Here is a 14,857-nt window from a genome sequence, read left to right as displayed (position 1 = left end):
TCCGGGCTCGCCGCGCACGAAACACTGGATTCGCAAGTGTTCGCATGCTCGGGCCGGTGCGAGCGGAGAGAGCTCGTTTCGCCAAGAGCGCCGCCACCGGGTTCGTGAAAGGCTCCCCATGCGGAGCCGCCCAGAACGGCCGCGAAGAACGCTCTTCGAGGCCGTCTCTGCCCGCGACCCCACGCGGCTCAGGCCTGCACTGGGCCACCCGGGAGCCGCCGGCGAGCGACGCGTGCGAGCGGCAGTGCGCGGGGCCGTGACCGGCGCGCTTCGACGTGATCGGGAGCGCGGGGCTCGTGCTAGGTCGGCGCGCATGAGCTCCGCCGACTCGCCGCCGATCATCGACGCCTGGATGCAGCACCCGACGCCGCGGTTCATGGCCCAGCCGTGGCTCGACTCGCTCAAGCGCTGGACGGGCAACGACTTCGCCGGGCCGTGGCCGCTCGAGGCGACGCTCGCGGGCATGGACGAGGGCGGCGTCACGCGCGGGATCATCAGCGCGTGGGTGGGGCCGATGGGCGCGCTGGTGAGCAACGACGAGGTCGCCGCATGGGTCGCGCAGGCGCCCGATCGGCTGGTCGGCGTCGGCTCGGTCGACATCAGCCGGCCGATGGACGCGGTGCGCGAGCTCCGGCGCTGCGTGAAGCAGCTCGGGTTCCGCGGCGTGCGCGTGCTGCCGTGGCTGTGGGAGCTGCCGCCGACGCACCCGCGGTTTTATCCGCTGTTCGCCGAGTGCTGCGAGCTACAGGTCCCGTTCTGCACGCAGGTCGGCCACACCGGCCCGCTCAAGCCCTCCGAGGTCGGGCGACCGATCCCCTACGTCGACCAGATCGCCATCGACTTCCCCGAGCTCGTGATCGTCGGCGGCCACATCGGTTACCCGTGGACCGAGGAGATGGTCGCGGTCTGCACCAAGCACCCGAACGTGTATATCGACACCTCCGCGTACACGGTGAAGCGCTACCCGCCGACGTTGGTGCAGTACCTGGCGGCGCACGGGCGCAAGAAGGTGCTGTTCGGCAGCAACTGGCCGATGATCCCGCCGGCGCGGGCGCTCGCGGGGCTCGATGCGCTCGGCCTCGACGACGAGGCGCGCGCTGTTCCTCGCCGGCAACGCGCGGCGCGTGTTTGATCGGGGTGACGCTCGACGCCCGCGCGGCGGAGGACGATCCCTCGCTGGCGACGCGCGGTGCTTGTTCAATTCGAGGGGACGATCGGCGCATGCGCGGCGGAGGACGATCACCCGCGGTGCAGGCGTTCTCCATGGGCCAGGCTGATCCGGGAGCCCGGGCGACGCGACCGGACGGCGCGGTCCGGCCCGGGCGCGTCTCGCCGCGGACGTCCGATCGCCGTCCGACACACCGGGGCGTGTTGCGGCAGAGTGCCGCCTCCGGCGCGCCGCAGCGTCGCCGGACCGCGGATGCTTGCGGGCGGCGCGGCGCGAGTGTCACAATGAGGCATGAAGTCTCGCTTACTTTATTTCGCTTTGTATGCCCTCGTCGCCTGCGGTCCTGCGCCCGGCAGCGACACCGACACCGATACCGGCAGCGACAGCGGCTCGACCGGTGGGCCCGGCTCCGGTTCCTCCAGCACGGGCCCGACCGCCCCCGACGTCCCGGAGTCGGAGCTGTGCAGCTGCAACGGCAGTCCGGGCTGCGGGGTGGTGACGAGCTGCGAGACTTCGTCGTCGCTTGCGAGTGGGAGCCGTGCGATCCCGAGATGTGGTGGGCCGTGGACGACGAGCCCGCGCTCGAGTGCGCGATCCAGGCGCTGCGGGACCGCAGGCCGGGGAGAATCGCGTGGACGGTCATCTTCGGCTTCGACGCCGGGACCGCCGAAGAAGTGATCCTGGACCTCCGCGACGACGGCACGGCGGTGTATCGACCGACCTACCCGCGAAGGTGCCGGCGCGGGCCCGGCACCCACTTGACCCTCGCGGACGCCAGCTACTTCGAGGGCTGCCTCGCCGAACCCGACGCGCTAGCCCGCTTCACCTGCCTGAACGAAGGCTTCGTCGAGACGCTGGCCGTGTGCGGCGAGGAGGAGGCGATCGAGTGCGAGCCGGACCCGGAGGTGTTCCCCGAGTGAGGCGCCCGCGGCGTCCGCGGGCCCCGAAATACATGTCTCATGGGACATGTGGTTCGCCGCGTCGGATCACGCGCTCGCGCGCGGGCCCGTGCGGGCGACCTCGCCGAGGAACGCCAGCAGGTCGTCGGCGTGGCGGTCGAACGTGAACTCGTCGCGGACGCGCCACACCTGCTCGCGGATCGCCTGGGTGCGGGCGGTGTCTCGCAGCTGGGCGGCGAGGTCGGCCATGTCGCGGGCGAACACGCCGACGCCGAGCCGGCGGCTCAGGCTCCGGGTGGCCACGCGGGCGCCGTCGTCGGCGCGCCTGATCATCGGCAGACCGGCGGCGGCCAGGGTCGCCGCGCGGGCGGGGATGTTGAGGTCGTCCCAGTCGGCGCGGGCGATGTCGCCGTCGTTGCCGCTGGCGAAGAAGTGCAGCCAGCCGGCGTCGTAGCGCGAGAACTCCCGGGTCCAGCGCCGCTGGTCGACGTGGGCGTGCAGGTGCAGGTGCCGCGGCGTTCGGGTGGCGGCGCGCGAGGATGATTCATCGCACCACGCCGGGCCGCCGTCGTTCGCCCTCCGCGCATTGTCCGGGAAATAACCGCGCGGCGCGGAGATGCTGCGCGGTGCGTCGGCCGGTGATTGCGAGGCGTCGCGCCGCGCTTGCTCGACCTCGGCGCTTGCGCATGCTTGCGGGCCGACGCGCCCGTGACCTCGCGCGCGGTGTATCCCAGGGGAGTTCCTTGCGCATGCAACCTCATCCGCCGCAGCTCGTATGCCGACCCTCGACGTCCTGATCCCGACCTGCGATCGCCCGGCCGCGCTGGCCGTCACCCTGACCAGCCTGTGCGCGCAGACGCTGGCGGCACCCGGCGGGGCGCCGTTCCGCGTGGTGGTGTCCGACCAGGGCGACGCGCCGGCGGTCGACGCCGGCGAGCTGCGCGCCGTGGTGCGGGTGCTGCGGGCCCACGGGCACGAGGTCGAGCTGCACCGCCATCTGCCGCGCCGCGGCCTGGCCGAGCAGCGCCACTATCTGCTGGCGCAGGCGCGCGCCGAGCAGTTGTTGTGTCTCGACGACGACCTGCTGCTGGAGCCGTGGGTGGTCGCGCAGATGACCGAGGCGCTGGCGCGCGAGGGCTGCGGGTTCGTCGGCAGCGCGGTGATCGGCCTCAGCCGGCAGGACTCGGTGCGCCCGCACCAGCAGCGCGTCGAGCTGTGGCCGGGCCGCGTCGAGCCCGAGCGGGTCGAGCCCGGCGGTGCGGCCTGGCAGCGCCACGAGCTGCACAACGCCGCCAACCTGTGGCACGTCCAGCGCTCGCTCGGGCTCGGCCCGGGCGCCACGCGCTGCTACAAGATCGCGTGGGTCGGCGGCTGCGTGCTCTACGACGCGGCCAAGCTGCGCGCCGTCGGCGGCTTCGACTTCTGGACCGAGCTGCCGCGCGAGCACTGCGGCGAGGACGTGCTGGCCCAGCTGCGCGTGATGGCCCGCTTCGGCGGCTGCGGCCTGATGCCGAGCGGCGTCTACCACCTCGAGCTGCCGACGACCGTCCCCGACCGCGAGGTCGACGCCCCGCGGGTGCTGCCGGTCGAGCCCGCAGCGCCGTAGATTCCCGTCTTCGAGTGCGCCGCTCGCAGCGCCGGGCGGCGACTCGCGGGTGCGCCACCGCTCGCCCGCCCCGCTTGCGACGTCGGCGACCTCGGCCTAGCCTTGCTGCCTCATGGCCTCTCCGCCGCGAACTGCAGCCTCCGAGCGCCGTGACGCCCCGGGGACGCGCGCCGCCCCCTGCGCCGGAGCGGTCCGCGCGAGTCGATGATGCTGCGCGACGACGACGAGCTCGCAAGGGAGCGCGAGCGGCTGCAGATCACCCTCGCCAGCATCGGCGACGCCGTCATCAGCACCGACGTCGACGGCCGCGTCAACTACCTCAACCCGGTCGCCGAGACGCTGACCGGCTGGCCGATGAGCGAGGCCGTGGGCCTCCCGCTGACCGAGGTGTTCCGGATCGTCCACGAGCACACGCGCGCCGGCCGAGAACCCGGCGCTCCGGGCCCTGCGCGAGGGCGTGGTCGTCGGTCTGGCGAATCACACGTGCCTGCTCGCCCGCGACGGCGTCGAGCGCCCGATCGACGACAGTGCCGCGCCGATCCGCGACGGCGCGGGGAGGCCGGTCGGGGCCGTCCTCGTGTTCCGCGACGTCAGCGAGCGCCGCCGGGCCGAGGAGGCCCAGGCCCGCCTGGCGGCGATCGTCGCGTCCTCGGAGGACGCGATCGTCAGCAAGACCCTCGACAGCGTCATCCGCACGTGGAACGCCGGCGCCGAGCGGCTGTTCGGCTGGACCGCCGCCGAGGTCGTCGGCAAGTCGATCACGATCCTCATCCCGCCCGAGCGAATCGACGAGGAGGCGCTGATCCTCGGCCGCCTGGTCCGCGGCGAGCGCATCCAAGCGTTCGAGACCGTGCGCATGGCCAAGGACGGGCGGCGGCTCCACATCTCGCTCACGGTCTCGCCGCTGCGCGACAGCGACGGCCGCATCGTCGGGGCGTCGAAGATCGCCCGCGACATCACGCCGCAAAAAGAGGCCGAGGCGGCGCTGCGGGCCAGCGAGGGCCGCCACCGCTTCCTCGCCGACCTCGCGGCCGCGACCCAGCCGCTGAGCGAGCCCGAGGAGGTCCTGGCCGTCACGACGCGCATGCTCGCCGAGCACGTCGGCGCCGACCGCTGCGCCTACGCGGAGGTCGAGGACGAGGCGACGTTCGTCGTCAACGGCGACTACTCGCGCGGGATGCCGAGCATGGTCGGCCGCTGGCCGGTGGCCGCGTTCGGCCCGACGCTGCTGGGCACGATGCGGGCCCACGAGCCGTGGGTGATCGACGACGTCGAGCAGGACCCGCGCGTCGGCGCCGACCTGTCGGCCTATCGCGCGGCGCACATCGGCGCCGGGGTCTGCGTGCCCTTGCACAAGCAAGGAAAATTCACCGCCACGATGGCGGTCCACACCCGAGGCCCGCGGCGCTGGAGCGCCGACGAGGTGACGCTGCTGCGCACGGTGGCCGACCGCTGCTGGGAGGCGCTCGAGCGGACCCGGACGACGCGGCGCCTGCGGGACAGCGAGGCGCGCTACCGGGCGATCGTCGAGGCCACGCCGGAGTGCGTCAAGCTGATCGCGCCCGACGGCACGCTGCTGCAGATGAACTCGGCCGGGCTGGGCATGATCGAGGCCGGCGAGGCGGCGCTCGGCGGGAACATCCACGACGTGATCGCGCCCGAGGACCGGGCGGCCTTCCGCGCCTTCCACGAACGCGTGTGCCGCGGCGAGCCCGGCAACCTCGCGTTCGACATCGTCGGCCTGGGCGGCACCCGGCGGCACATGGAGAGCACCGCGGTCCCGCTTCCGGCGGCCGGCGGCGGCTATAACCACCTGGCGGTCAGCCGCGACGTCACCGCGCGGTCGCTGGCCGAGCGAGCGCTGGCCGACAGCCGCGCGCGCCTCGACTTCGCGGTGCGCCTGTCGGGCGTCGGCTTCTGGTACTGCGACCTGCCGTTCGACGAGCTGCAGTGGGACGCGCGGGTCAAGGAGCACTTCTGGCTGCCGCCGACGGCGCGCGTCACCATCGGCACGTTCTACGAGCGCATGCACCCGGAGGACCGCGAGCGCACGCGCACGACGATCGACGCGTCGATCCGCGACCTGGCGCCCTACGACATCGTCTACCGCACGGTCGAGCCCGAGTCCGGGGCGGTCAAGTGGATCCGCGCGCTCGGCGGGGCGATGTGCAACGCCGACGGCGTGCCCATCCGCTTCGACGGGGTGACCGTCGACATCACCGAGGACAAGCGCGACGAGCTGCGGCTGTCGCAGGCGCTCGAGCGCGAGCGCGAGCAGGCCCACATGCTGCGGCAGGTGGCCGACGCGTCGCTCGCCATCCACTCGGCGCAGTCGCTCGAGACCGTGCTGGCGACCGTCGCCGAGGAGGCGCGCCGGATCGTCGGGGCCGGCCACGCCTGCTCGAGCCTGAGCAGCGCCGACGACGCGAGCGGCCCGCTGGCGATGACGACCACGGGCGCAGGTCTGCGCCGCGAGTACGGGGCGCCCGGCGGCGTCGAGGCGCTGGCCGACCTGGTGCGCCGCAGCCAGCGCCCGCTGCGGCTGGCCGGCGAGGGCCCGGCGAACCGCAGCGACGGCCGCGGCGGCCCGCGACGCTGGCTGGCGGCGCCGTTCGTCGACCGCCAGGGCGAAAACCTCGGGCTGGTCCAGCTGTGGGACGACGAGGGCGGCGGGTTCAGCGATAGCGACGAGGTGGCGCTGGTCCAGCTGGCGCACATCACCTCGGTGGCGATCGAGAACGCCCGCCTGAACGCGGCGCTGCGCGAGCAGGACCGGCGCAAGGACGAGTTCCTGGCGCTGCTGGCCCACGAGCTGCGCAACCCGCTGGCGCCGATCCGCAACGGCCTGGAGGCGCTGCGCCTGTCCGACGACCCGGCGATCCAGGCGCACTCGCAGGCGGTGATGGACCGCCAGCTCGAGCACATGGTCCGGCTGATCGACGACCTGCTCGACGTGTCGCGGATCAGCCGCAACAAGATGGAGCTGCGCCGCGCACGGGTGAGCCTCGCCGACGTGGTGAACAACGCGGTCGAGACGGCGCGGCCGTTCATCGACGCGGCCCGGCACTCGCTCGAGATCTCGCTGCCGCCGCGGCCGGTGATCCTCGACGCCGACCTGACCCGCCTGGCGCAGGTGTTCAGCAACCTGCTGACCAACAGCGCCAAGTACACGCCGCCCGGCGGGCACATCCGCCTCAGCGCGGAGCGCTCGAGCGGGGAGGTGCGCGTGGAGGTCCGCGACGACGGGATCGGCATCCCGCGAGCGGCGCTGACCAGCATCTTCGACATGTTCTCGCAGATCGATCGCTCGATCGAGCGCTCGAACGGCGGCCTCGGGATCGGGCTGGCGCTGGTGAAGGGGCTGGTCGAGATGCACGGCGGGACGGTGACCTGCGAGAGCGCAGGGCCGGGCACGGGCAGCACGTTCACCGTGACGCTGCCGGTGCAGGAGCCGCAGGCGCCGTCGGCGAGCCCGGGCCGACCGGGCGGCGAGCGCGACAGCAGCGGCGGCCGCCGGGTCCTGGTGGTCGACGACAACGAGGACTCGGCGCTGACGATGGCGATGATGCTGCGGCTGCTCGGACACCAGGTCGAGGTGGCCCACGACGGACTGGCAGCGGTGGCGGGGGCAGAGTCGTTCCGCCCCGACCTGATCCTCATGGACATGGGCATGCCGCGGCTCAACGGCTACGACGCGACGCGACAGATCCGCCTGCAGCCGTGGGGCGCCGCGATTCGCATCATCGCCCTGACCGGCTGGGGGCAAGAGAGCGACCGGGCCCGCTCGAAGGAGGCGGGCTGCGACCTCCACATGGTCAAGCCGGTGCCGCTGGCCGAGCTCAAGAAGCTGCTGGCGACGGTGTGATCGAGCGTCCTGCGCGAGCTCCGCCGTGGTCCGCGGAGGTCGCTTCGGCGGGCTCCGCCGGGTGACGGACAGGCGAGGGCTGGCGCCCGGGCAGGTCTCGGCCACGAGAACTGAGGATGGCGCGGCGGGCCAGGAGCACCGACGATCCGGCGACGGCCGGGCTCGACGAGCTGTACGCGGCGCCGCTGGACGAGTTCACCGCGGTGCGCGACGCGCTGGCCAAGCAGCTGCGAGCGAAGGGCGACAGCGCGGCGGCGACGCGGGTGAAGGCGCTGCGCAAGCCGAGCACGGCGGTGTGGACGGTGAATCAGCTGGCGCGCCGCGAGCCGGCCCGCATGGAGGCGCTGCTGCGCGCGGGAGACCGCCTGCGCTCGGCTCACGGCGGCGCGGCGGTCCGCGAGGCGATGCGCGCCCAACACGACGTGGTGTGGGAGCTGCTGCAGCGCGCCACGAACGTGCTCGCGGAGGCCGGCATCCGCACGCCCGGCGACCACCTCGACAGCATCCGCGTGACGCTGCAGTCGGTGCCGACGGCGAGCGAGCACGAACGCGAGCTGCTGCGCAGCGGGACGCTGGCGACCGAGCTCGAGCCGGCCGACTTCGGCGACGTGATGGAGATGCTGGCAGCCCGCCCGGGCGGCGCGGCTGCAGAGGACGAAGAAGAGACGCGCGCGGCGAAGAAGAAGGCGAGCCGACGAGAGCGCGAGGAAGAAGAAGAGGTCGAGGAGGAGACGCGCGGAGCGAAGAAGAAGGCGAGCCGACGCGAAAGGAGCGTGAAGAAGAAGAAGAGGTCGAGGAAGAGGAAGAGACGCGCGGAGCGAAGAAGAAGGCGAGCCGACGCGAAGAGGAGCGCGAAGAGGAAGAAGAACCCGAGGAAGAAGAGGCCGAAGAAGAGGTCGAGGAAGAAGAGGCACGCGGGGCCAAGAAGAAGACGAGCCGACGTGAGCGCGGGTCCAAGAAGAAGCCGGGCCGGCGCGAGCGCGAGGAGCCCGAGCGCGAGAAGAAGACCAAGAAAGCGAAGCCCGTGCGCGAGAAGAAGGCGCCCCGCGACCGGGCGGCCGAGAAGGCGGCGCGGGCGGCCGAGAAGGCGGCGCGGGCGGCCGAGAAGGCCGAGCAGCGCCGCCAGCAGACGCACGAGCGAGCGGAGCAGCGACGCGCCGAGCAAGCCGAGCGCCGGCGACGGACCGACCTCCAGCGGGCCCACGAGAAGGCGCTTCGCGAGGCGCGACGAGTCGCGGAGCTGGTCAAGCGCGCGGAGGCGACGGCGCGAACGACCGAGCGCGAGGCGCAAGAGCCGAACGCGCGGCCGAGGCAGCCAGGCAGCGCGCCGACAAGGCGGCGAGCGCAGCCGAGGCGGCGCGCGAGCGGGCGGCGGAGGCCGAGGACGCTCGTGCTGTCGCGGAACGCGAGCTCGAAGAGGCGAAGCCGAAGAAGTCAGCACGCGCGCGGACGAAGCGTTGAGGTGCCCACATTCGCCGGGCCGAGCGCGCCGGCGCCTGCCCGACCGCGCCGCGGACGCGCCCGCTTGTCGGCCGAGCGGACGTCGCCCACGCTCTTATGAATCCAGAACAGGCGGATCGGAGCGATTCTCATGTCGACAGCGCAAGACCCTCCGCGACGAGAAGAGCAGGCACCGGCGTGGCCGTGTGACGAGCGCGCGCTGCGGTGGCTCCGCGACCGCCGCAACCAGGACGAATACGACGACCGCGAAGACCGTGAGCGCGAGGAGCAGCCGGGCGACAACCCGCCCGCGTGTCCGCGGATCCGCTGACGGACGAATCGATCGCACAATCTCTCGGGTCGCAGCAGCGGCGTCGCCGATCGAGGAGGCGCCCGAGGATAGCGAGCGTGAGGAGCAGCCGGGCGACAGCCCGCCCGCGTGTCCGCGGATGATCGGGTATTTAATAAAAGGCGCGGCGATGGTGGCATTGCCATCGGTCATCGCTGTGTCCGATCGGGGCCCGACCACGGGCGCGCCTTCGGGGCGCCCGTGGTCGTCTATGTGCGCAGCGCGAGGAATCAGCGCACCAGCAGGTCGGGCCGCGGCCGGCCGGCGACCGTGACGGTCGGCCAGGCCGGATCGACCGTGACCAGCTCGAGCGCGCCGCCGCGGAGCAGCGCGGTGTCTTCGATCTTCATCCCGGGCAGCGAAGGGTTCCAGGCGACCGCGCCGCCCTCGGCGAGGGACTCGGAGTTGCCCGGGCGGGCGATCGACTCGCGCGCCGCATAACCGCACGGGCCGCCCTGGTGGTGGCTCGCCTCGGCGCCGGGCTGGCCCGCGCGCGCGTAGGCGGCGACCATCGCCGAGAGCACCGCCGACAGCGCGGCGCCGGGCGTCGACGCGGCGAACGCCGCGGCCTCGACCTCGGCCACGATCGCGGCCGCCCGCCGCTCCTCCGGCGTGGGTGTCCGAAAGTACAGGTGACGGGTGAGGCAGGCGTAGAGCCCGTGGCGACGGGCGCAGAACACCATCATCGCCCGCGCGCCGAGCCGCTCGTCGCGCGGGGTCGGGTGGCGGTACAGCGGCAGGCGGCGCTCGCCCGCCACCAGGATCAGCGCCGGTTCGATGCCGCGCGACCCCAGCGCCTCGCTGCCGGCCCCGGCCAGCTGCAGCTCCGTCCATTCGGGTCGGGCCGCCTGCAGCGCCGCGGTCATCGCCTCGGCGGCTTCGCGCCCGAGCCGGCGGTAGCGCTCGTGCTCGGGCCCGGACAGCGACCAGCGGGCGCGCGCGAGCGGACGCGGCAGCGGCAGCTCGCCGTCCTGCGGGCGATCGGACGCGACGCGGCCCCCGGCCGTGCAGCGGGCCACGAACTGCTCGCGCGAGTCCGGCGTCGTCCACGGGTGCGACCAGATCGGCAGCCCCGCGATCTGCTCGGCCTGCAGGCGCTCGTGCTCGATCGCGTCGGTCAGCACCCACGCCTCGTCCGCGGTCACCAGGACCTCGGCGACCCCGGCCTCGCTCGTCATCAGCACGACGCTCGAGCCGCCGGCGGTCGCCCACGCGAACCAGTCGGAGCCACGCAGGCGCACGGCCGCTAGCTGCGACGCGTCCATGCAGCAGCGGACCTTCGCCAGCTTGTCGGCGATCTCCGTCATTGGCGGCACCTCCACGAGCGGAGCGTCCGCCGGGGAATGATTGGCGATCTCCGACGATCGGCAAGCGGGCTGCGGGGACAATGATTACGACCTCCACAGGCGGGGCGCTGCGCAGCTTGCGACGACCCCGCCGGCGGCGGGCGGCCGAGGCAGTGAAAGCGCCCTGGCGTCCGCTATGGCGCGACGTGGCCCTTGCCACGAGCGTCCGCGGCATTGCCGACTACATCGAGGCCATGCCGCATCCGCAGCCGCAGCCCGTCCACCACGAGATTCAGCCGCCCGGGGAGTATGTGACCGCCGTATTGCCGCGCGAGGATCTGGGGCGGCTGACCGTCCCGCTCGTCGGCGACGTCGACGTCGCTCTCGGGCTGGGTCAGCCGCTGCGCCTCGAGGTCGACGCCGACGCGATCGAACTGCAGTTCGGCAGCGGGCTCGAGGTGCGGCCGGTGGAGCTGCCGTCGGCGCGGCTGCGGCGGCTCTACGTCGACCTGGTCGACGGCGTGGTCGACACCGACAGCGACGGCGTCGGCGCCTTCTTGCCGCGCGCGCTCGCGGTCGCGCTGTGTAGCGTCCTGCGGCACACCCTCGGCTGGACCCCGGGCGGGAGCATGCTGCACGCGGCGGCGACCCGGCTGTTCCCCGACCAGGCGGAGGCGCATCAGCTCAAGTTCCGGCGCCGCTTCCCCGGCGTGGTCGCCTCGCTCGACCCGCTCGCCATCCTTTCTGTGGAGGTGCGGGGCGACGCGCTCGAGGTCGCCGTGTCGCGGCCGCTGGTGATCCGCGCCGTCGGGCTCAGCTTCTCGGTGCTGCGCGTCCGCTACGACTTCGCCACCGCCACGGTCGAGGTCGTCAGCGCACCGCTGGGCCCGGTGCGGCGGGCCCTCGTGCGCGCCGCCTCCAGGCAGGCCACCCGCTGGCTGCGCAAGCGCCTGCCCGACGCCATGCGCGAGCCCGGCTACGACTTGTTCGCCGATCCCGAGCGGCGCGAGCACCTCGTCGAGCTCATCCATCGCCTGCGCGCCGACGACCACGCGCTGAAGGAGGGCGAGTCGCAGCCCGCGGGCGCCGCGGGCGCCGAGGGCACCCCGGGGCACCCGCACGCGCGCGAGCGCGAGCGGCGCTGCGAGCCTGTTCTCGGGCTCCAAGGCCGCGATCGCGGCCGCCCTCGCGACGCTGCGGATCTCCGCCGACGAGCCCCCGCCGGCCACCCGTACGCTGAGCAAGATCCCCTCGGACCGTTCAGCTCGCTCGCCATCGCCACCGATCGCGGCGGCGACGTCGCTCTGATCAAGGCCGAGGACGGCGTGCGGCTCGACGCCCCGCGCGGGATCTACCTCTACTCCGATCAGTTCCCCGAGCTGGCCGAGCTCCGCCTGGTGCGCACGCGCGTCCACCTCGATCGTGAGGACATCCCGGTCATCGACGTGCAGACCGATCCGCCGCTCGGGCCGCTGCTCGAGGCGATCGTGCAGCGCGCGTCCGACCAGTACCTGGCGCCGCTGCTGCCGGCTCGCTGGCTGCGCGAGCACGGGGTGCTGCCGCCGCCGCACGGCAGCGAGCACCATGTGCTGTGGCGTCAGCCGGCCGGCGGCGAGCAGTTCGAGGTGCACACGCAGAGCGGCTTCGACATCGAGCTGCGCCACACCGAGGAGGCGCTGGTGCTGACCGCCCCGGGCGGGCTGTCGCTCGGGTTCCCCGCGGCCTGGCACGTGCCGCCGGCGCAGCTGCGGCGGATCGCCTATCGCTGGGAGGACGGCGCGCTCGAGGTCGACGGCGACCCGGGGCTCGGCGAGTTCGGGCAGGCGGTGCTGACCGCGGTCGCTCGCACCGAGGGCGCTCCGCGGGCGCCGAGCTGGATCGGCGTGCGCAAGCACGAGGCGCCGGTGCTCGACGAGGAGCGCCTGGCGCGGTTCTCGGGCGAGGTGTTCGGATTCTCCTTGCCGGTGCTCGGTCGGCTCGAGCTGCGCATGGACCCGCAGGACACGCTGGGCGGCTCGCTCGGGCCCGCCGAGCTGACGTTCCGCAGCGAGCGCGGGCTGTACCTGGTCGCCCGCGACCTCGGCCTGATGCTCGAGCTCCGCAGCGCCCGCTACGACCTGCCGCGCCACGAGCTGGTGCTCGACACCTCGCCGCCGGCGGGCGACTACCTGGTCGCGCTGGCGACCGCCAGCCTCGAGGCGATCGTCCTGCCGGCGCTGCGCAAGGTCATGCCGCTGTGGCCGGACGCCGACCCGAACAACACCTGGCTCTTGCGACAGGTCATGGCGGGCTTCCTCGGCGAGAAGCTCGGGCTCGCGTTCGACCTGACGCTGCCGCCCGGCGCGTCGCTGACCGTGGCCAAGGTCGCCGGCGCGCTGGCGATCGGCGCGACCGCGCCGCTGCAGGTGCGCCCGGTCGGCGAGTCGCTGATCGGCGAGTTCGCGGTCGAGGCGATCCGCTGGCGCCCCGACGGCGAGCAGATCGAGCTGGTCACGCAGCCGCCGGCGGGCCCGCTGCTGCACGCGCTGGTGCGCCGCCTGCACGCGCACTTCACCCCCAAGGTGGTGCTGCACGCGCTGGCCGAGCGGCTCGGCCTGCCGCAGCCGTGGCCGCCGCCGCCGCTGCCGCCCGCGCCCGCGTCGTCCCCGGTCTTCCTGCTCGAGCTGCCGGTCGTCGGCCCGCTGACGGTCCACGTCGACCGCCAGCGCCCGGCCACCGTCGCGCTGCGCCGCGACGGCGCGCACCTCGACTTCGGCGAGGGCTGCGTGGTCCGCATGCCCGATCTCGGCATCCACGTCGACGCGCTCGGCGCCAAGATCTCGCTGATGCCGTTCACCGTCGAGCTGACCTGTCGACCGGCCGCCGGCGAGCTCGACAACTGGCTCTTGGGACATGTCGTGAGGGGCCTGCTGGCGCGCGTCCTGCCGTGGTTCTGGCCGGCGCACGTCACCGCGGCGCCCGGCGAGGAGGTCCTGGTGGTGTTCGGCGCCAACTCCGAGTGGGGCCCGATCGAGGTCTGCACGTCCACCGGCGGCGCGCTCGAGCTGAGCGTCGACGCCGAGGGCGTGGCGGTCCGCTCGGTCGCGGGGGTGCGCCTGAGCGGCCCGGCGCTGGCCGACATGCCGTCCTTCACCTTCCACGAGGCGTCCTATCGGTTCGCCGACGGGGCGGTGCGCCTCGGGGTGGCGGGGATCGAGGAGCGGTTCTACCACGAGCCGTCGCCGGTCAGCCCGCGCACCGAGCAGGTGCTGTCCGACCTGCTGCGGGTGCTGGTGATCCCGCGTATGCCGGCGTTCATGCAGCGGCTGGGCCTGCGGATCTTACCGCAGCCGCCGATGCCCGAGCCCGACCCGGGCCGGATCACCGTGCTGCACGCGCAGCTGCCGCTCGGCCTGGCCAACGCGCTGGTCCACGTGCAGCCCGGCGACGTGCTGACGGTGAGCGCGAACCGCCGCGAGGTGGCGGTCGCCAGCCAGCACGGGCTGCAGTTCGACGTGCCGGGCCTGCGCATGCGCGTCGACTTCCACGGCGCGCGCTACCACCTCGAGTCGGGCGAGGTCCAGTTCGGCGAGTTCGGCCAGCTGGAGAACGCGCTGCTCGAGGCGGCCGTGCGCAAGGCCCTGAGCGGCTACGAGCCGGCCGCGGCGGAGTCCGACTTCTCGGCGGTGGCGGCGGTGCTCGACCGCTTCCCGCTCGACGACGAGGGCCGCCGGATCCTCTACGACTCGAAGCTCGCGCGCGTCCTGCTGCCCCCGGACACGATGCTGGTGGTCCGGATCGGCGAGCACGGTCTCATCGTCACCGCCGACCCGCCGATCGAGATCGACGGGGCCACGGTGCTCGACTACAAGTTCGCCGGGGTGTCCTACAGCTTCGACGACGCGAAGTTCCACCTCGACATCGAGCGCGACGGGGTGCTCGCCGGGCTGCTCCGCGGCAAGATCGTCGAGGAGGGCGAACAGCAGCTCGACAGCCTGCTGCGCCCGCTGCTGCCGGCCGCCATGCGCACCCCCGGCTACCGCCTGTCCCGCGACCCCGACCCGAAGGGCACGATCGCCGCGCTCGTCCGCACGGTCGTCGGCTCCAGCTGGTTCCTCGCCAAGGATTGAGTCCAATCCCGTGAAGCATCCCCGGCCGGCGCCGCAGCGCCGCGCCGGGGTTCTTGTTTCAAGCAACAAGTGTCCCACGGGACATGTCGCCGGCGAGCGACCCGTCGCAGGCGAGCGACCCGTCGCAGGCGCAAT

8 protein-coding genes and 2 pseudogenes are annotated in these 14,857 nt (G+C 73.4%); 7 read left to right on the top strand and 3 right to left on the bottom strand.

Annotation, left to right across the window (positions count from 1 at the left end; all coding sequences use genetic code 11):
• Nucleotides 1–313: 313 nt before the first annotated feature.
• Together OV079_RS31250 and OV079_RS31245 are read left to right on the top strand one after the other, a co-directional pair.
• Nucleotides 314–1,130 (top strand): annotated as a pseudogene (locus tag OV079_RS31250) (amidohydrolase family protein); the annotation flags it as partial.
• A 499-nt stretch (nucleotides 1,131–1,629) separates the two neighbouring features.
• The gene (locus OV079_RS31245) at nucleotides 1,630–2,088 is read left to right on the top strand and encodes a hypothetical protein (protein WP_267772727.1); all 459 of its coding nucleotides are present in this window, start codon (nucleotides 1,630–1,632) and stop codon (nucleotides 2,086–2,088) included.
• A 66-nt stretch (nucleotides 2,089–2,154) separates the two neighbouring features.
• On the opposite strand, the gene OV079_RS31240 is transcribed toward OV079_RS31245, so the two are convergent.
• Nucleotides 2,155–2,901 carry a hypothetical protein gene (locus OV079_RS31240; RefSeq protein ID WP_267772726.1) on the bottom strand — a complete coding sequence of 249 codons (747 nt, stop codon included), beginning with the start codon at nucleotides 2,899–2,901 and terminating at the stop codon, nucleotides 2,155–2,157.
• Between OV079_RS31240 and OV079_RS31235 the strand changes: the two genes are divergently transcribed.
• The 3 genes and pseudogenes from OV079_RS31235 (at nucleotide 2,843) to OV079_RS31225 (ending at nucleotide 7,538) form a co-directional block, all read left to right on the top strand.
• Complete coding sequence (locus OV079_RS31235) at nucleotides 2,843–3,673, top strand: glycosyltransferase family 2 protein (protein WP_267772724.1); 831 nt, start codon at nucleotides 2,843–2,845, stop codon at nucleotides 3,671–3,673. The genes OV079_RS31240 and OV079_RS31235 overlap by 59 nt on opposite strands.
• Nucleotides 3,674–3,877: 204 nt before the next feature.
• Nucleotides 3,878–4,012 (top strand): annotated as a pseudogene (locus OV079_RS58910) (hypothetical protein); the annotation flags it as partial.
• A 118-nt stretch (nucleotides 4,013–4,130) separates the two neighbouring features.
• Complete coding sequence (locus OV079_RS31225; RefSeq protein ID WP_267772723.1) at nucleotides 4,131–7,538, top strand: PAS domain S-box protein; 3,408 nt, start codon at nucleotides 4,131–4,133, stop codon at nucleotides 7,536–7,538.
• 376 nt (nucleotides 7,539–7,914) lie between these two features.
• On the opposite strand, the gene OV079_RS31220 is transcribed toward OV079_RS31225, so the two are convergent.
• Complete coding sequence (locus OV079_RS31220; RefSeq protein ID WP_267772722.1) at nucleotides 7,915–8,742, bottom strand: hypothetical protein; 828 nt, start codon at nucleotides 8,740–8,742, stop codon at nucleotides 7,915–7,917.
• Nucleotides 8,743–9,129: 387 nt separating this feature from the next.
• Here OV079_RS31220 and OV079_RS31215 point away from each other — a divergent pair, with 387 nt between their 5' ends.
• Nucleotides 9,130–9,309 carry a hypothetical protein gene (locus OV079_RS31215; RefSeq protein ID WP_267772721.1) on the top strand — a complete coding sequence of 60 codons (180 nt, stop codon included), beginning with the start codon at nucleotides 9,130–9,132 and terminating at the stop codon, nucleotides 9,307–9,309.
• A gap of 248 nt (nucleotides 9,310–9,557) precedes the next feature.
• Here the strand turns inward: OV079_RS31215 and OV079_RS31210 are convergent, their stop codons facing one another.
• Nucleotides 9,558–10,634, bottom strand: coding sequence for a M24 family metallopeptidase (locus OV079_RS31210; protein ID WP_267772720.1), 1,077 nt, complete (start codon nucleotides 10,632–10,634; stop codon nucleotides 9,558–9,560).
• Nucleotides 10,635–10,867: 233 nt separating this feature from the next.
• Between OV079_RS31210 and OV079_RS31205 the strand changes: the two genes are divergently transcribed.
• Complete coding sequence (locus OV079_RS31205; RefSeq protein ID WP_267772718.1) at nucleotides 10,868–14,722, top strand: hypothetical protein; 3,855 nt, start codon at nucleotides 10,868–10,870, stop codon at nucleotides 14,720–14,722.
• Nucleotides 14,723–14,857 lie beyond the last annotated feature (135 nt).

Origin of the sequence: Nannocystis pusilla (assembly GCF_026626665.1) — a bacterium.
Lineage (GTDB): Bacteria > Myxococcota_A > Polyangia > Nannocystales > Nannocystaceae > Nannocystis > Nannocystis pusilla.
This window is presented reverse-complemented; position numbering and strand designations above follow the sequence as displayed.

What these genes read in the sequence shown, in the direction of transcription:
- OV079_RS31235 (WP_267772724.1), top strand. Translation starts at nt 2,843, where the DNA reads ATGCCGACCCTCGACGTCCTGATCCCGACCTGCGATCGCCCGGCCGCG.
- OV079_RS31215 (WP_267772721.1), top strand. Translation starts at nt 9,130, where the DNA reads ATGTCGACAGCGCAAGACCCTCCGCGACGAGAAGAGCAGGCACCGGCG.
- OV079_RS31210 (WP_267772720.1), bottom strand. Translation starts at nt 10,634, where the DNA reads ATGACGGAGATCGCCGACAAGCTGGCGAAGGTCCGCTGCTGCATGGAC.
- OV079_RS31205 (WP_267772718.1), top strand. Translation starts at nt 10,868, where the DNA reads ATGCCGCATCCGCAGCCGCAGCCCGTCCACCACGAGATTCAGCCGCCC.